This is a genomic window from Agrobacterium sp. 20P9.1.2, from assembly GCF_057799395.1.
Window position 1 is genome coordinate 633,899 of record NZ_JBYOKI010000003.1, and the last position, 17,375, is coordinate 651,273.

15 protein-coding genes and 1 riboswitch are annotated in these 17,375 nt (G+C 57.1%); of the genes, 5 read left to right on the forward strand and 10 right to left on the reverse strand.

The genetic code is table 11. The features are described from left to right. Nucleotides 1-211 precede the first annotated feature (211 nt). Both AC27VJ_RS12405 and AC27VJ_RS12410 read left to right on the forward strand, forming a co-directional pair. Nucleotides 212-1,255 carry a zinc-dependent alcohol dehydrogenase family protein gene (locus tag AC27VJ_RS12405; protein WP_488684273.1) on the forward strand — a complete coding sequence of 348 codons (1,044 nt, stop codon included), beginning with the start codon at nucleotides 212-214 and terminating at the stop codon, nucleotides 1,253-1,255. Nucleotides 1,256-1,277: 22 nt separating this feature from the next. Continuing rightward, nucleotides 1,278-2,054: an AAA family ATPase gene (locus AC27VJ_RS12410; protein ID WP_488684274.1), complete on the forward strand. Its 777-nt coding sequence runs from the start codon at nucleotides 1,278-1,280 to the stop codon at nucleotides 2,052-2,054. A 33-nt stretch (nucleotides 2,055-2,087) separates the two neighbouring features. Here the strand turns inward: AC27VJ_RS12410 and AC27VJ_RS12415 are convergent, their stop codons facing one another. Both AC27VJ_RS12415 and metH read right to left on the reverse strand, forming a co-directional pair. After that, complete coding sequence (locus AC27VJ_RS12415; RefSeq protein ID WP_113087561.1) at nucleotides 2,088-2,360, reverse strand: hypothetical protein; 273 nt, start codon at nucleotides 2,358-2,360, stop codon at nucleotides 2,088-2,090. A gap of 228 nt (nucleotides 2,361-2,588) precedes the next feature. Next, a complete protein-coding gene (gene metH / locus AC27VJ_RS12420; protein WP_488684276.1) occupies nucleotides 2,589-6,362 on the reverse strand; it encodes a methionine synthase in 3,774 nt (1,257 codons plus the stop codon). A 192-nt stretch (nucleotides 6,363-6,554) separates the two neighbouring features. Between metH and AC27VJ_RS12425 the strand changes: the two genes are divergently transcribed. Together AC27VJ_RS12425 and AC27VJ_RS12430 are read left to right on the forward strand one after the other, a co-directional pair. Beyond that, nucleotides 6,555-7,802: an AGE family epimerase/isomerase gene (locus AC27VJ_RS12425; protein ID WP_488684277.1), complete on the forward strand. Its 1,248-nt coding sequence runs from the start codon at nucleotides 6,555-6,557 to the stop codon at nucleotides 7,800-7,802. A 326-nt stretch (nucleotides 7,803-8,128) separates the two neighbouring features. Continuing rightward, entirely contained in the window at nucleotides 8,129-9,067 is a 939-nt protein-coding gene (locus tag AC27VJ_RS12430; RefSeq protein WP_488684278.1) for an IS110 family transposase, read from the forward strand. Nucleotides 9,068-9,094: 27 nt separating this feature from the next. Here the strand turns inward: AC27VJ_RS12430 and AC27VJ_RS12435 are convergent, their stop codons facing one another. The 7 genes from AC27VJ_RS12435 to AC27VJ_RS12465 form a co-directional block, all read right to left on the reverse strand. Then, complete coding sequence (locus AC27VJ_RS12435) at nucleotides 9,095-9,580, reverse strand: dual specificity protein phosphatase family protein (protein WP_488684346.1); 486 nt, start codon at nucleotides 9,578-9,580, stop codon at nucleotides 9,095-9,097. Nucleotides 9,581-9,877: 297 nt separating this feature from the next. Then, nucleotides 9,878-10,330 carry a hypothetical protein gene (locus AC27VJ_RS12440; protein ID WP_488684279.1) on the reverse strand — a complete coding sequence of 151 codons (453 nt, stop codon included), beginning with the start codon at nucleotides 10,328-10,330 and terminating at the stop codon, nucleotides 9,878-9,880. A gap of 411 nt (nucleotides 10,331-10,741) precedes the next feature. Then, nucleotides 10,742-11,716, reverse strand: a complete 975-nt coding sequence (nrdF, locus tag AC27VJ_RS12445; RefSeq protein WP_488684280.1) for a class 1b ribonucleoside-diphosphate reductase subunit beta — start codon at nucleotides 11,714-11,716, stop codon at nucleotides 10,742-10,744. Nucleotides 11,717-11,732: 16 nt separating this feature from the next. Further along, the gene (gene nrdE / locus AC27VJ_RS12450; RefSeq protein ID WP_488684281.1) at nucleotides 11,733-13,907 is read right to left on the reverse strand and encodes a class 1b ribonucleoside-diphosphate reductase subunit alpha; all 2,175 of its coding nucleotides are present in this window, start codon (nucleotides 13,905-13,907) and stop codon (nucleotides 11,733-11,735) included. Continuing rightward, nucleotides 13,895-14,293 (reverse strand): class Ib ribonucleoside-diphosphate reductase assembly flavoprotein NrdI, encoded by a 399-nt coding sequence (nrdI, locus tag AC27VJ_RS12455; protein WP_488684282.1) that lies wholly within the window; start codon nucleotides 14,291-14,293, stop codon nucleotides 13,895-13,897. Before nrdI ends, nrdE begins: the two co-directional genes overlap by 13 nt. 57 nt (nucleotides 14,294-14,350) lie before the next feature. After that, nucleotides 14,351-14,572 (reverse strand): glutaredoxin-like protein NrdH, encoded by a 222-nt coding sequence (gene nrdH, locus AC27VJ_RS12460; RefSeq protein ID WP_353578021.1) that lies wholly within the window; start codon nucleotides 14,570-14,572, stop codon nucleotides 14,351-14,353. Between the two features lie 330 nt (nucleotides 14,573-14,902). After that, nucleotides 14,903-15,122, reverse strand: a riboswitch (cobalamin riboswitch). A 124-nt stretch (nucleotides 15,123-15,246) separates the two neighbouring features. After that, a complete protein-coding gene (locus AC27VJ_RS12465; protein ID WP_488684283.1) occupies nucleotides 15,247-16,296 on the reverse strand; it encodes a hypothetical protein in 1,050 nt (349 codons plus the stop codon). 147 nt (nucleotides 16,297-16,443) lie between these two features. Between AC27VJ_RS12465 and AC27VJ_RS12470 the strand changes: the two genes are divergently transcribed. After that, complete coding sequence (locus tag AC27VJ_RS12470; RefSeq protein WP_488684284.1) at nucleotides 16,444-16,764, forward strand: low molecular weight protein tyrosine phosphatase family protein; 321 nt, start codon at nucleotides 16,444-16,446, stop codon at nucleotides 16,762-16,764. A gap of 196 nt (nucleotides 16,765-16,960) precedes the next feature. Here AC27VJ_RS12470 and AC27VJ_RS12475 read toward each other — a convergent pair whose 3' ends face one another. Continuing rightward, the gene (locus tag AC27VJ_RS12475) at nucleotides 16,961-17,374 is read right to left on the reverse strand and encodes a hypothetical protein (RefSeq protein WP_488684285.1); all 414 of its coding nucleotides are present in this window, start codon (nucleotides 17,372-17,374) and stop codon (nucleotides 16,961-16,963) included. Nucleotide 17,375: the final 1 nt, after the last annotated feature.

Sequence of the window (17,375 nt, forward strand, 5' to 3'; positions counted from 1 at the left end):
CAACGCGCCAAGCAAAGAACATCTTCTCAAAAAGAGATTCCGATTGTCACTCCAACGGTATAGTGACGACGGTATCAGGAGAGACACCACCGGCCATCGGTGAACGGGTAACGTTGAAACTCGCATCAGAAGATTTGATGATTGTAGCAGACTGACGCACTGTTTCTGACTGGGAGATCGGGCTAGACAAGGTCACCTCAGGAGAAAACGCATGCGCGCATTGTTCTACGAACGCTTCGGTGAAGCACCACTCATCGCCAACCTGCCGGACCCGGAGCCGACGCCGGGCGGCGTGGTGATTGCTGTAAAGGCCACCGGCCTTTGCCGCAGCGACTGGCATGGCTGGATGGGCCATGACAGCGACATCCGCCTGCCGCATGTGCCCGGGCACGAGTTTGCGGGCGTGATTTCCGCAGTCGGCAAAAACGTCATGCGCTTCAAGGTCGGTGACCGCGTGACGGTGCCGTTCGTCTCCGGCTGCGGCCACTGCCAGGAATGCCGTTCTGGCAACCAGCAGGTTTGCGAAACGCAGTTCCAGCCGGGCTTTACCCATTGGGGTTCCTATGCCGAATATGTCGCCATCGACTACGCCGACCAGAACCTCGTCCATATGCCCGATGAGATGGCGTTCGCTACCGCCGCCAGCCTCGGCTGCCGCTTCGCCACCTCGTTCCGCGCTGTTGTCGATCAGGGTCGACTGAAAGGTGGCGAGTGGCTGGCGGTGCATGGCTGCGGCGGCGTGGGCCTTTCCGCCATCATGATCGGTGCCGGGCTCGGCGCACAGGTGGTCGCCATCGACATTGCCGAAGACAAGCTGGCGCTGGCGAAACAGCTGGGCGCGACCGCCACGATCAACAGCCGCGAGGTGGCTGACGTGGCCGAAGCGGTGCGCGACATCACCGGCGGCGGCGCGCATGTCTCGGTCGATGCGCTGGGCCACCCGCAAACCTGCTGCAACTCCATCACCAACCTGCGCCGTCGCGGTCGGCATGTGCAGGTGGGGCTTATGCTGGCCGATCATTCCATGCCGCAAATTCCGATGGCGCGCGTCATTGCCCATGAGCTGGAAATCTATGGCAGCCACGGCATGCAGGCCTGGCGTTATGATGATATGCTGGCGATGATCAGGTCGGGCAAGCTGATGCCGGAAAAGCTGATCGGCAAACACATCTCGCTCTCCGACGCAGTGACCGCCCTGCCCGAAATGAACAGTTTCAAGGATAGCGGCATCAGCATCATCGACCGGTTTGAGTGAGGCCCAACAAACAGGAAACCGCATGCTCTATCTCGACAGCATCACCGCAAAAGACGCTTTCGATAACGCCGCGGAATACCCCTTCTCCGTTCCGGCCCTCAAAGGCCTTGAGCGGCTTGAAAAAAAGACGCCAATCACCTTCTTTGCCGGAGATAATGGCTCCGGCAAATCCACCCTGCTGGAAGCGATTGCGGCTGGCATGAAGGCCTATTCCATTGGCACACATGGCCAGGTGGCGGGCGACATTTATCTTCAACATGCGGAAAAGCTGGCGGGTGCACTTTACTTTGCCAGAAAGAAATATCCCAAGGTGCGCATGTTCATGCGATCCGAGGATGTGCTGGGATATGTGCGCCGCCTGAACGAGGAAAAGCTCGATGACTTCAGGTATTATAGGGACAAAGCGTTACAGGAAGGCGACTCCCTCCCCGAGGAAACACCCGATACCTTCGGCAACATCGTTAGAAACAACCCTCTCGAGCAGCGCTCCCATGGCGAAGGATTTCTGGATATTTTAGAGGAGAGGCTGCACGGCGCGGGTCTCTATTTCCTCGATGAACCGGAAAGTCCTCTTTCACCGCTGAAGCAACTGACGCTTGCCACCATCATCCAGCAGGCCGCCGATAGTGGTGCGCAGTTGATTATCGCGACCCATTCGCCGGTGTTGCTGGCGATACCGGAAGCAACGATCTACTCCTTCAGCGAGGGTGGCATTACAGAGAAGCTTTACGACGAGCTGGACAATATCCAGTTTCTGCGCCGCTTCCTCGACCGCCCTACCAAGTTTCTGGACGACTAATCAATCGGCATCGTCCCGGCGGCTATGCTCACGTCAGGCTGCGGCCATAACCGCCAAAATCGTCATCAGCGCTGAAATTCGATTGATCTTGCTGGCCGTGTAAGACGCAACCCCATCCCTGCCACGCACCAGACGGGCGCCGAGATAGAGTACGGTGTGGGCCACGAAGAAGAAGACGAGCGGGCCGATGATGAGGGCGCCGACGCCCTCGCCCCATTTGCCATCGCTTGCGGCACCGGTCACGACATGGGCGCTGAGGATCGTGAGGGTGATGAAGACCAGCAAGAGAGAAGAAAGCTGCTGCACGTTAATCTCCAATGAGGACACCAATGGAAGTCACAACCTTTGAATACATTCAAATAGTCTAATATTATATAAAGGCGTTATCAACAATTGTGCCTTCTGGCGGAAACTCACGGCAATACTTAGCGCCAAAACAGCAAAAAGCGCGGAACGATCCGCGCTTTTTCTGTGTCAAATCAATGCTTAAGAGCCGACTTCGGAATCAGGCCCACAATCCCCTGAAGCGAATTATCAGGCGGCGGTCTCCACCTCTTTTTCGGCCTCGGTCGGCACATAGTTGAGGACAGGGCCGAGCCAGCGCTCGACTTCTTCAACCGCCATGCCCTTGCGCTGGGCATAGTCCTGCACCTGATCGCGTTCCACCTTGGCGACGCCGAAATAGTAGCTTTCCGGGTGACCGATGTAGATGCCTGATACGGACGAGCCGGGCCACATGGCATAGCTTTCGGTCAGCACCACGCCCGTTTCTTCCGTCGCATCCAGCAGGCGGAACAGGGTTTCCTTTTCGGTGTGGTCGGGCTGAGCCGGGTAGCCCGGGGCTGGACGAATGCCAGCATAGGCCTCACCGATCAGATCGTCAGGGCCGAAGCTTTCGTCAGCCGCATAGCCCCAGAACTCCTTGCGCACACGCTCATGCATGCGTTCGGCAAAGGCTTCGGCGAAACGGTCGGCCAGTGCTTTGACGAGGATGGAGGAGTAATCGTCATTGGCCCGCTCGAAGCGTTCGGCAATCGCCACTTCCTCGATGCCCGCCGTGACAACAAAGCCGCCGACATAATCGGTGACGCCGGTGTCCTGCGGCATGACGAAATCAGACAGCGCCACATTGGGACGGCCATCGCGCTTGGACAGCTGCTGGCGAAGCGTGAAGAAGGTGGCGAGGTCTTCCTTACGGCTTTCATCCGTAAACAGGCGGATATCGTCGCCCACCGCATTGGCAGGCCAGAAGCCTATGACGGCGCGCGGGCGGAACCACTGCTCGTCGATGATCTGCTTCAACGTGGCCTGCGCATCCGCAAACAGTTGCCGCGCCGCCTCGCCCTGTTTCTCGTCCTGGAGAATGGCGGGGTAACGTCCCTTCATTTCCCATGTTTGGAAGAAAGGCGTCCAGTCGATGTATTTTGCCAGCTCTTCCAGATCATAGGCCTCGAAGGTCTTGGTGCCCAGGAACTGCGGTTTGACCGGCTGGTAGGCCGTCCAGTCCACCTTGTGGGCATTGGCGCGAGCGCGCGACAAAGGCAGGCGCAGCTTTTCCCGCTCGTTGCGAGCGTGAGCTTCGGCCACCTTGGCATATTCAGCGCGGATACCATCGATATAGGCGGGCTTCTGATCTTCCGACAGCAGCGCTGACACCACACCCACTGCGCGTGAGGCATCGGTCACGTAGATCGCCTGACCTTTTTCATAACGCGGATGGATTTTGACCGCCGTATGGACGCGGCTGGTCGTGGCACCACCGATGAGCAGCGGAATGTCGAAACCCTGACGCTCCATTTCAGCGGCCACATGCACCATTTCATCCAGCGACGGCGTGATGAGGCCGGATAGGCCGATGACATCGACCTTCTCGGCAATCGCCGTTTCCAGAATCTTGGTGGCGGGCACCATGACGCCGAGATCGATGATCTCGTAATTGTTGCAGGCGAGAACGACGCCGACAATGTTCTTGCCGATATCGTGCACATCACCCTTCACGGTCGCCATTAGCACCTTGCCGGCGGCCTTGCGCTGATCGCCGCCATTGAGGCGCTTCTCTTCTTCCATGTACGGCAGAAGAACGGCGACAGCCTGCTTCATGACGCGGGCGGATTTGACCACCTGCGGCAGGAACATCTTGCCCGAACCGAATAGATCGCCGACCACATTCATGCCTGCCATCAGCGGACCCTCGATGACATGCAGCGGACGGGCAGCACTCTGGCGCGCCTCTTCCGTATCGGCATCGATGTAATCGGTAATGCCGTTGACGAGTGCATGTTCCAGACGTTTTTCCACCGGCCATTCACGCCAGGCCAGATCCTGCACCTTGGCTTCGCGGCCCGGACCGCCACGGAACTTTTCAGCCACTTCCAGCAGCCGTTCGGTGCCATCAGCGCGGCGGTTCAGCACCACGTCTTCGCAGGCCTCGCGCAGTTCCGGGTCGATGCTTTCGTAAACTGCCAGCTGCCCGGCATTGACGATACCCATATCCATGCCGACCTGAATGGCATGGTAGAGGAACACGGCGTGCATGGCTTCGCGCACCGGCTCGTTGCCACGGAAGGAGAAGGACAGGTTGGAAACACCGCCGGAAATATGCACCAGCGGCATGGTTTCGCGAATGGTGCGGGTGGCGTTGATGAAATCGACGCCGTAATTGTTGTGTTCCTCGATACCGGTGGCGACGGCAAAGACGTTGGGATCGAAGATGATATCTTCTGGCAGAATGCCCGCTTTTTCGGTCAGGAGCTTGTAGGCGCGGGTGCAAATCTCCACCTTGCGCTCGTAGGTGTCGGCCTGCCCTACCTCATCGAACGCCATGACGACGACGGCGGCACCGTAATGGCGCACCAGACGCGCCTGCTCCAGAAACTTCTCCTCGCCTTCCTTCAGCGAGATGGAGTTGACGATGGATTTGCCCTGAACGCATTTCAGGCCAGCCTCGATGATCTCCCACTTGGAGCTGTCGATCATGACAGGCACGCGGGCGATATCCGGCTCGGCGGCGATGAGGTTGAGGAACTCGACCATGGCCTTCTGGCTGTCGATCAGCCCTTCATCCATGTTGATGTCGATGATCTGCGCGCCGTTTTCCACCTGATCACGGGCGACAGCGAGAGCGGCGGTATAATCACCAGCGGTGATGAGCTTGCGGAACTTGGCAGAGCCGGTGACGTTGGTGCGCTCACCCACGTTGACGAAGGGAATGTCCTTGGTCAGCACGAAGGGCTCAAGGCCCGACAGCGACATGAAGGAGCGGTGTTCCGGCACCTTGCGCGGCGGATATTTGGCAACGGCTTCCGAGATCGCGCGGATATGCTCCGGCGTCGAACCGCAGCAGCCGCCGACCACGTTGACGAGGCCTTCGCGGGCGAATTCCTCGACCTGTGCCGCCATCATTTCGGGCGTTTCGTCATACTGGCCAAATTCGTTTGGTAGGCCTGCATTCGGGTAAGCGCAGATGAAAGTGTCGGCCACTTCCGACAATTCCTGCAAATGCGGACGCATCGCGCTGGCACCCAGCGCGCAGTTCAGGCCGATGGTGAAGGGGTTAGCGTGGCGAACGGAATTCCAGAAGGCGGACGGCGTCTGGCCGGACAGGGTGCGGCCGGACAGATCGGTGATCGTGCCCGAGATCATCACCGGCAGATGAATGCCCTTGGCGGCGAAGCGCTCTTCGCAGGCAAAGATCGCGGCCTTGGCGTTCAGCGTGTCGAAAATGGTTTCGATCAGAATGAGGTCGGCACCGCCATCGATCAGGCCGTCGATCTGCTCGCCATAGGCAATGCGCAGATCATCGAAGCTGACGGCGCGGTAGCCCGGATTGTTGACATCCGGCGAAATGGATGCAGTGCGGTTGGTGGGGCCAATGGCACCGGCCACGAAACGGCGGCGTCCGTCTTCACGCTCCGCGCGCTGGGCGGCACGGCGCACGATGAACGCGCCTTCGCGGTTCATGTCATAGACGGCACCTTCCATCTCGTAATCCGCCTGCGCAATGCGCGTGGAGGAAAACGTGTTGGTTTCGAGAATATCTGCACCCGCCATGGCGTAGCGATAATGGATTTCCTCGATAGCATCAGGCTGGGTCAGAATCAGAAGGTCATTGTTGCCCTGCTGGTGACAGGCGCAGCCGATGAAGCGATCACCACGGAAATGGTCTTCATTGAAACCAAGCCCCTGGATCTGCGTGCCCATGGCACCATCGAGAACAAGGATACGCTCCTGTGCCGCCTGACGCAGCGCCTTCAGGATTTCCGCGCCGTCTCTTTTGCCCCCTACAGGACCAAACAGATCATCCAACATCGGCACACTCCTCATTCTCTTGCTGATTTGCAACATCTCAGTCACATAAAGATATCTTTATGTCAATATATGGCCGATTCACAGCGATACGATTGCGTTCTACCTCAAGGGTACGAAATTTCCGTTATGGATGACACTGTTACGTCCTAAAGATATAGACAATCGCAACAGGCATATCACGAGGAGGAAATGATGACCGAGGCGGAACACGCGAAAACCAATTGGAGCACCCTGCCCTGGCACCGGCAATGGCTGGTCAAGCAGGCCGAGGGTCTGTTCGACTTCTTCCAGTACCGCGCCATCAATCCCAAGGGTGGCTTTTTCGATCTCGACCGGCAGGGCGCGCCGTTGCAGCCCGACAATCCGGTTCGCGGCATTCACATGTCGGCGCGCATGGTTCATTGCTTCTCCATAGGCCATCTGCTGGGCCGCCCCGGCTGCGGCGATGTCATCGACCACGGCATGACTTATTTGTGGAACCACCACCGCGATACGGAGCATGGTGGCTACTTCTGGCAGGTGGATGAGAACGGCCCTGTCGATGCCAGCAAGCAGGGTTATGGCCATGCCTTCGTGCTGCTTGCCGCCTCCTCGGCGAAGGCCGTGGGCCATCCGCTGGCAGACCAGATGCTGGCGGACATTACCGAGATTCTCGACACGAAATTCTGGGAACAGAAACACGGCGCCATCAATGAAGAATTCTATCGCGACTGGTCTCCCATCGAGAATTATCGCGGCCAGAACTCCAACATGCACCTGACCGAAGCGCTGATGGCGGCGTTTGAGGCAACGGGCGACAAGACCTATCTGACCAAGGCCGAGCGCATCGCCGACCTCGTCATCCGCCGTGCGGCCGGTGCCCTCGATTTCCGCGTGCCTGAGCATTTCGACGAGAACTGGGTGCTGGACAAGGATTATCGCGGCAACGAAATGTTCCGCCCCTCCGGCTCCACCCCCGGCCACTGGCTGGAATGGGCACGCCTCATCCTTCAGCTCTGGGTGCTAGGAGACCGCAAGCATGAGTGGATGCCGACAGCGGCGAAATCGCTCTTCGTGCAATCCATGTCGCTGGGCTGGGACCGCGAAAAAGGCGGCTTCTTCTATACGCTGGGCTGGGACAATGTGCCCGCCAAGCGCGAGAAGCTCTGGTGGCCGATGTGCGAGGCCGCCGGTGCGGCCCACTTCCTCAACGAGCATCTGCCCACCGACGAATTCTACGAAGACAGCTATCGCCGCATCTGGAGCACCATCGCCACCAGCTTCCTCGACCATCAGAATGGCGGCTGGCTTGAGGAGCTGACGGAAAATCTGGTACCCGCCAACACAATCTTCCCCGGCAAGGGTGATATTTACCACGCGCTGCAAGCCTGCCTTATCCCGCTATTTCCAGCGGATGGCAGCTTGACGAAGGTGATTTCGGATAAGGGCGGGCGGTTTTAAAGAACATGTGAGATTGGCAGGGGAGCCAGCCTCTCCGCCGTCACCCTCGGGCTTGTCCCGAGGGTTTAACGAATCCCAACGTTCAATGTGATTAGATCCTCGGCACAAGGCCGAGGATTGTTTGCTGCTATCAAGCTATTGTCGGTGCGGGACTGCGCGCCCTTCACAGCGCGCAGTCCCGGCAGCAGGCGACCGTCCGAGGATTGGGACAACACCCCACGTCATCAAGGTTCCCTGCCGCCTTTGCTTCACCGCTTGGAGAGTTGATTGGGCCGCTGATTGCCACGCCCGCAAACAATCCGAAGCCTGCAAAGGATAGCAGACCTATGGACTTTTTGCACACACCACCCCTTCGTTGCCTCGGCGTCGATGTCGCCAAGGACAATCTTGTTGTCAGCGATGGGAAACGCATCATCACCTTTGCCAACGATCGCTGCGGCATCCGTAAGCTGCGCAAGGCGATGCAGCCCGACTTCATCATATGCGAGCAGACCGGTGGCTACGAACTCATGCTTCTGGAGGCGTGCCTCAAGACCGGCATCGCCTGCCATCGTGCCGATGTGATGAAGCTCAAAGCCTATATCCGTTCTCTCGGAACTTTGGGCAAAAGCGATGCTATCGACGCGACACACATGGCCGCCTATGGCTATGAGCGATGGGCAAGACTGGCGTTATGGCACGCGCCAGACCCCGATGAGGTTGAATTACAGGCGCTTGTGCGGCGCCGGGCCGATCTTGTGGCATTCAAAGTCGCCGAGCAGAACAGAGCGGGTGCGCCGGGTGCCAAGGCCGTGGCCGCCTCGTTCAAAGCCATGCTCGCCACCATCAAGCGCCAGATAGACATGCTCGACATCCAAATCGCTGCGCTCGTCGCCAGAAGCATCAATCTTGCCCGGCGCATCAGGATTTGCACAACGGTGAGCGGCGTTGGCACAATCAGCGCCGTAAGCCTTGTTGCCCAGATGCCTGAGCTCGGCTCCTTGCATCGCCGCCAGGCCGCAGCCCTGGCAGGAACCGCTCCACATCCCAGTGAAAGCGGAAACGCCAAGGGCCGGCGACGACAGCGCGGCGGAAGACCTCAGGTCAAAACCGCTCTGTTCATGCCGGCAATGTGCGCCGCCCAGGGAAAGGGACAATTTGCCCCCTTCTACAAACGCCTCATCGAAAGCGGAAAACCGCCAATCGTCGCCATCGCCGCAACCATGCGCAAAATCATCATAACCATAAACGCAAGGCTCAGAGACGACTTAGCGCAACAGAGTTGATGACGAAAGTCGTGGTTCAGCCCTGCGTCAAAACCCTAGCGTTTCCTCGAAATCGTCCCAGGACTGATACATCTCATAACGACCGACGCCCTTGATCGGCACGTGGCCGTAATAGGGAGACAGCTGAAACTCGGCAGCGCTTTCGCTCTTTTTGGCAACCGCGCCGACATAGATAGCCGAGGCGAGCCCGGTGCGGTTGGCGCCGTGTTCGCAGTGGATGAGGATGGGCTTCGGCGCATCCTTCATGATGCGCACCAGTTCTTCGGCGCGGGCCTGCGGCAATTCCTTGCTGGAACTCAGCGGGAAATCGATGAGGCTGACGCCATTGGCATTGGCCGCGGATTTCTCGTCGTCGTACCACCCTTTCGGGTTCTCATCGCGCAAATTGATGATGGTCTTGATGCCGAATTGCTGCGCGTATTTCGCCACATCCGCACCGCTTGGCTGAGCCGAGCGGTAGAGTTCTCCCGGCAGCACTTCATGGAAGTTTCCGGTCAGCTGGTTGATGCCCATATGTGCACCGACCGATGCGGGAACCGCGACGAAGCAAAGCACGGCTATTTTCAAAACCTTGGACAGGGAAACCAAAATGCAGACCTTCTGGAGCAATTCAAGAATTGCCCGGCAGATGGCATCGCCGCCAGTCACATACAAGCCCCTAAAGGTTGCAGGCCGGTCTGGGCGGGTTAACGCGGCGCAGCCGTAGTCACGCTACAAGTGTTACGGGCTGGCTCTTATTAGCAGATTTTCCGACACCGATATTCGGCTTCAAAAAATCGTGAGAAAATCCGCTACAGCATCGTCAACGCGCTATTCGAACTCCGCCGAATTGATGGTGACTCGCCATTCGAGATTCTTCGGATCGACATTTTCATTGTTGCGCAGGCGGAACGGGCGGCATGCGGCATAGCTCTCATGCGCCTCCAGCCGGCGCTCGCTGACCTGATAGGGATCGAAGGAAACGGAAGCGCGGAACGCCGCTTCGAAACCTTCCAGCGTATAGGTCAGCCGCCGCACCGGAACGTTGTTGGTGTTTTGAAAGGTGATGCGAATGGGCGCGCTGGCCTCCGTGCAGGACGGATCGAACGACGCCGTGGCGATTATCGCCTCCACCCTTTCGCCCGTGCGCAGCCAATCGAACAACACCCACGCCGCCGTGGCCGCCCAGACGACGGCCAGACCGATGACGACGGGCTTCAGGTGCTTCGGATAGGCGATCAGAAACAGCAGCAAGGCTGCGGTCAGTACAATGCCAACAATCATGAATTGGCCCCGGCCGCGTCGTTACTTGCGTGATGTGTCAATGAATGCCTCCCCAGCAGTGAGCGAAATGTCATAAGGCGCGTCAGCGTGTGTGGCTTACCCCCCTCTGTCCTGCCGGACATCTCCCCCTCAAGGGGGGAGATCAGCAAGACGGCCTCTCGCCGCTCTATCCGCAAGGTTTGAGATGGGCGAAAAGCTTGCCGCAGTTCGATCTCCCCCCTTGAGGGGGAGATGTCCGGCAGGACAGAGGGGGGTAAGCCAAGCGCGCTGACGCCTATGGTCACCTACCGCTCTATCATCCACTGACTCTATGTCCACCCACCACCATGTCAAGGCGAACAGGCAATCACTTACACGTTAAGCGCCTATGGAACTTGACGAATTTACCCGCCGCCACGCGCCTGACACGCATCAGAAATCCCAATCGTCATCCTCCGTGGCAACCGCCTTGCCGATAACATAGGACGAGCCGGAGCCGGAGAAGAAGTCGTGGTTTTCGTCTGCATTGGGGGATAGGGCAGACAAAATGGCCGGGTTTACCTTGCAGGCTTCTGCCGGGAAAAGCGCCTCGTAACCGAGGTTCATCAGCGCCTTGTTGGCATTGTAATGCAGGAATTTCTTGACGTCTTCGGTCAGCCCGACGCCGTCATACAGCGCTTCGGTGTATTTCGCCTCATTGTCGTAAAGCTCCAGCAGCAGATCGAAGGCGAAAGCCTTGATCTCCTGTTTGCGGGTCTCGTCCAGATGCTCCAGCGCGCGCTGGAACTTGTAGCCGATGTAATAACCATGCACGGCTTCGTCGCGAATGATGAGGCGGATGAGATCGGCGGTGTTGGTGAGTCGGGCCCGGCTGGACCAGAACATCGGCAGGTAGAAGCCGGAATAGAACAGGAAGCTTTCGAGAAAGACGCTGGCGATCTTCTTCTTCAACGGATCGCCGCTATCATATTCACGCATGATGAGCGCGGATTTGCGCTGCAAGAACTCATTTTCCTCCGACCAGCGATAGGCATCGTCCACATCGGGCGTCGAGCAGAGCGTGGAGAAGATGGAGGAATAGGAGCGCGCATGCACGGCCTCCATAAAGGAGATGTTGGACAGCACCGCCTCCTCATGCTGCGTCGTCGCATCCGCCATGAGCCTGATGGCGCCGACACCGTTCTGGATCGTATCGAGCAGTGTCAACCCGGTGAAAACGCGGATGGTCAGCTGCTGCTCTTCCGGCTTCAGCGTAGCCCAGGACTGGATATCGTTGGACAGCGGCACCTTTTCCGGCAGCCAGAAATTCGATGTCAGACGGTTCCAGACCTCCAGGTCCTTGTCGTCTTCCATGCGGTTCCAGTTGATGGCGCGAACACTTTTGGCCGGCTTGATTTGCATATTCATATCGTCGTTCTCATCATCACAGTGTGCAGGAAACGCAGCCCTGCACTTCCGTGCCGGACAGGGCCATCTGGCGAAGGCGGATGTAGTAGATGGTCTTGATGCCCTTTTTCCACGCATAGATCTGGGCGCGGTTGATATCGCGCGTCGTGGCGGTATCGCGGAAGAACAAAGTCAGCGACAGGCCCTGATCCACATGCTGCGTGGCGGCGGCATAGGTATCGATGATCTTTTCAGGCCCGATCTCATAGGCATCCTGATAATAGTCCAGATTATCGTTGCTGAGATAAGCAGCGGGATAATAGACGCGGCCGATCTTGCCTTCCTTGCGGATTTCGATTTTCGAAACAATGGGATGGATCGAAGAGGTCGAGTGATTGATGTAGGAAATGGAGCCCGTTGGCGGCACGGCCTGAAGGTTCTGGTTATAAAGCCCGCCCTCCATCACCGCTTGCTTCAATGCCTTCCAGTCATCCTGCGTCGGAATGGCGATGCCCGCCTTCTCGAACAGCTCCGCCACGCGTGCCGTTGCAGGCTTCCATTCCTGCGTCACATATTTCTCGAAATAGTCGCCGGACGCATATTTGGAATTCTCGAAGCCCTTGAAGCTCTGGCCACGCTCCACGGCCAGCCGGTTCGACGCGCGAATGGCGTGATAGGCGACTGTGTAGAAATAGATATTGGTGAAATCGACACCTTCATCCGAGCCGTAATAAATCCGCTCCCGCGCCAGATAGCCGTGCAGGTTCATCTGGCCAAGCCCAATGGCGTGGCTGTCGTCATTGCCCTTTTCCACCGAGGGAACGGAGGAAATGTGGCTCATGTCAGAGACCGCAGTCAGCGCGCGGATGGAGGTTTCGATGGTCTTGCCAAAATCCTGCGAATCCATGGTGGAGGCGATGTTCAGCGAACCGAGATTGCAGGAGATGTCCTTGCCCATCTGGTCATAGGACAGGTCTTCATTGTAGGTGCTGGCTTCGCTGACCTGCAGGATTTCCGAGCATAGATTGCTCATGGAAATACGTCCGGCAATCGGGTTGGCCCGGTTCACCGTGTCTTCGAACATGATGTAGGGATAACCGCTTTCGAACTGTATCTCCGCAATCACCTGGAAGAAATCACGGGCTTTGATCTTCTTCTTGTGAATGCGGCTGTCGGCCACCATCTCGCGGTACTTTTCCGTGACGGAAATTTCGGTGAATGGCACGCCATAGACGCGTTCGATATCGTAAGGCGAAAAGAGGTACATATCCTCGTTGTTCTTCGCCAGTTCGAAGGTGATATCGGGAATGACGACGCCAAGCGACAATGTCTTGATGCGGATTTTCTCATCCGCATTCTCGCGCTTGGTATCCAGAAAACGCATGATATCCGGGTGGTGGGCGTTGAGATAGACCGCCCCTGCCCCCTGCCGCGCACCCAGCTGGTTGGCATAGGAAAACGCATCTTCCAGCAGCTTCATGACCGGGATAATGCCGGAAGACTGGTTTTCGATCTGCTTGATCGGCGCACCAGCCTCACGAATATTGGTGAGCGACAGCGCCACCCCGCCGCCGCGCTTGGAGAGCTGCAAGGCAGAATTGATGCCACGCGAGATGGATTCCATATTGTCTTCCACCCGCAGCAGGAAGCACGACACGAGTTCGCCGCGCTGCTTCTTGCCCGCATTGAGGAAGGTCGGCGTCGCGGGCTGGAAACGCCCGGAAATGATCTCGTCTACCAGATCGCGCGCCAGCTGCTCATTGCCCTGCGCCAGCGTAAACGCCACCATGCAGATGCGATCTTCGTAGCGCTCCAGATAACGTTTTCCGTCAAAGGTTTTCAGCGTATAGCTGGTGTAGTATTTGAACGCTCCGAGAAAAGTCGGGAAGCGGAACTTCTTCGCATAGGCATAATCGAACAGATCACGCACGAAGTTGAAAGAATACTGATCGAGCACCTGTTGCTCGTAATACCCCTCACTGACCAGATAATCGAGCTTTTCCCGCAGATTGTGAAAGAACACCGTGTTCTGGTTCACATGTTGCAGAAAATACTGCCGGGCCGCCATGCGGTCCTTTTCAAACTGAATGTGCCCGTCCTCATCGTAGAGGTTCAGCATGGCGTTCAGCGCGTGGTAATCCAGCGTCGGTTCAGTGGATTTCACCGCATGACCCTGCGAGGGCTTGGGGGAAATGGTGGTCAACGTATCCAAAATCGTTCCAATCCATGTTTGACATTGGCGACATCTTCGGGCGTGCCCAGAAGCTCGAAGCGATAGAGAAACGGCACCGCGCATTTGCGCGATACGATGTCTCCCGCCGAGGCGAAGGCCGCGCCGAAATTCGTGTTACCCGCGGCGATGACGCCACGGATGAGACTGCGGTTGGCAACTCTGTTGAGAAAATGAATGACGGGCTTGGGCACCGCCCCCTTTAGCCCGCCGCCGCCATAGGTGGGCGTCAGCAGCACATAAGGCCCGTCCACCTCGGGCGCCTCTTCATCTGCCGAAAGCGGCAGACGCAAAGCCCGCACGCCCAGCTTTTCGACAAAGCGATGGGTATTTTCCGAACGGCTGGAATAATAAACGATAAGGCCCATCACATCCCCGGCTGGCTGAAACGCCGCACGCTTTTCTGGAGCGCAGCGGCTATAGGCTTAGGCTAGAGCGCCGATCATATCCGGGCGGAAGCCTGCCCAGTGCTGCTCACCGGCAATAACCACAGGCACCTGGCGGTAGCCCAGCCCCTGCACCAGCGCATAGGCATCAGCATCTTCGGAGACATCGACGATCCTGTAATCGATGCCCTGACGGTCCAGCGCGCGGGTTGTGGCAGTGCATTGGACGCAGGCGGGTTTGCTGTAGACAGTAATGGTCATGATTTCCTCTTGGGATTGGACAAGCGAGAGCGAACGCGCAACCGGACGAAGCGCGTGGGCGACATGGCAATGAAAGCGAACACAGGCCGACTGGCACCGCACCTCACAGAAGATGCGACGTCATCCGACAGACGCAGACTATCGGGAACGGCTTACGCCACCCGCAAACAGTCACACGAGGGTTGAACACCTTCGCAAAAAGGCACTGAACAAGAAAAACAAACTGGACATGGACTTCACCCCGAAGCAGCTCATGCAGGACATTCGGGAACACGACACGCGCGGCTCCATGCCGCAACAGACCGTAATAGCTCCCGGACACCCCGCCCGTTGACGTAATCGCTCTAGGCAGGTCTCCTGGCTCGCGGATCAACGTATCTATCCCACCTTCCCGGATCGACATGACCCAGTGGCATTTTGGAACAGACACTCACCACTTACAGTTGCGGGGGCAGCTACGGCTTTTGAACGCTCATCATGAACGCACCGTATTCCCATCTTAGCCTCACAAGTCTTGCGACTCGAAGGAACCTAGAACACTACATATAGTAGACGAGGTTAATTTCCCGTCAAGACTTATTGCGATTTGTGAGAAATGAGATGGGGAAAACGTTTAGGTCGGGCGGGACTGGCGGTGAATACGCCTGCCCGTTGCGGGCCTTGTGGCACCCTGACTAATGCGTCGAGGGTGCGCGTAGCGCGTCAATGAGGGCATAGATCACGGCGACCAGGACCAGCAGGGTCGTGCCGCTAAAGGGAAGTGGCAACATGATCTGCTCGGTTGCAAAGGCTCCGCCAACCACCAGAACGATCTGAACCGCAGCAAGAATCAGCATTGTGGTCAGGGGTAAGATCACGCCCCTATTCGCGAAGAAACGGCGGTAGCCAAAAACGAAAACGGGAATCAAGACGGCCGTCACGGCGAAAACATAAACCCTCAGCCACTGTGCGTCCGGCAGCGAATCCGGCGCCAGAAAGGCCAGCGGCATCAGGACATAGCTGCTGGCAGTTGCCGCAAGCAAGGGAGGCCAAACGACCACATTCATCCAGCGTATCGAACCCGTAGCCGCCTTCTTATCCTGATTGCTCAGCACGGCACGTATGGCAAAGACCACCAGGCCGACCGCGACAGCAATGATGCCAATTGCCAACAGAAACTGCGAGCCGCCGACAGCGCCAACTCGCAACATTTCAAAAGACGAAGACAGCTGAGATGGCAGCGTCATCAGCGCGGGCAGAAGCCACAAAATCCAGAAACCGGCGACGAGACTTGGCAGAACGACGAACCGCGACAAGAAAAGAAGTACGGCCACACCGCCGACCAGCGACGCGATGATGACCGCCACGCCAAAGGAACCGGCATCGGCCAGAAAACCCATGGTCGATACCATCTGCGCAATGCCGGAAGCCTGCGACACGGCCAGAACCAGTGCGAGGATATCCTCAACCACGACCAGCGCTACGCTGTTTTCCAGACGCGGAACAAAGAGGCGAACGATCTGCCCCAGCGCAAACGCCGTCAGAATAGAGCCCACCCCCAACGCTAGAATCGAGAGCTGAGAGGGAAGACCATTCCTCGATTGCGCTTCCATGAAAGCAGGATCGAGCCCCGGCATCGCAATATTCCAGCCAATCATGGCCACAACCGAAATCAAAACCACCTGTCCAAGAACGACAAATATGCTGCTTTTGCTGGACTCGGAGCTATCAACCGTAACGCTCATGGATTATCCTCTTTATACAACTTAAGATCATAACCAAACTTATCGGCATGTCACGGATTTCTCGAGTGGAATTGGTATCATAACAGATCTCAAATTCAGCTGGGATAGGCACAATTACAACCGTGAGCATCTTGAAAGGTTAGCTGCATGAAGAACATCCTGTTTGTCTGCAGCCAGAACAAGCTGCGCAGCCCTACCGCCGAACAAGTCTTCGCAAACTGGCCTCGAATCGAAGTCTCTTCTGCCGGTACCAACAATGATGCCGAAAACCCGCTCTCCAGCGAGCAGATCGCCTGGGCCGACATCATATTCGTGATGGAAAAAATCCACCGCACAAAAATACAGAGCAAATACCGCGCTGCTTTAAAAGGTAAAAGGCTGATATGCCTCGACATTCCAGATAACTACACGTCCATGGACCCTGCGCTGATTACAGTGCTGGAAGCAAAGGTACCGAGATATCTTTAGGCCATAAGGTCGTGCCGGATACGGCGGAGAGATGAAAATGGTGGGCCCGGAGAGAGCGCCCACCATCGTTCAAAACCCTTAGAAACCGGGCTTGCTTGGATGGATAGGGGGACACAATGTCCCCCTTTTGTGTCCCACTTAACAGGCTACCAATGAGTAAGCAACTAGTTGCGGGGGTGTCGTAGTGGCTCAACTTTCAGTGCAAAATCACATGCAGAGCGAAGGTAATAATCACGGTGACTGCTCCGAGCCCTACCGCTATTTGCTTGGTGACGAAGCATATGTTCTGTAACAAATAAGATGCGTGATTTCGGTCGTATTTGTAGCCTTTATCTCTTCGAGTTAGCGCATGTTTCACCGACATGTAGGCGCAAAGGTACTGAAAATAGTCACAAGCAATCGACAGAAGAGCCAATATACCTGCGCTGTTCAGCCACACCTCGTATTGTTCAACGTATGATTTCGAAAACGCTGCATCTGATGACTGAACCGCGAACACCCAAGCGATGATACCGAACCCAACAAATCGGGTTGTCTCGCTCAGGCGACCCGTTACCGTTGCCTTCTGCTCCAGTCTCTCTTGGTATTTTTGGTCTAGATCGTCCGCCAAG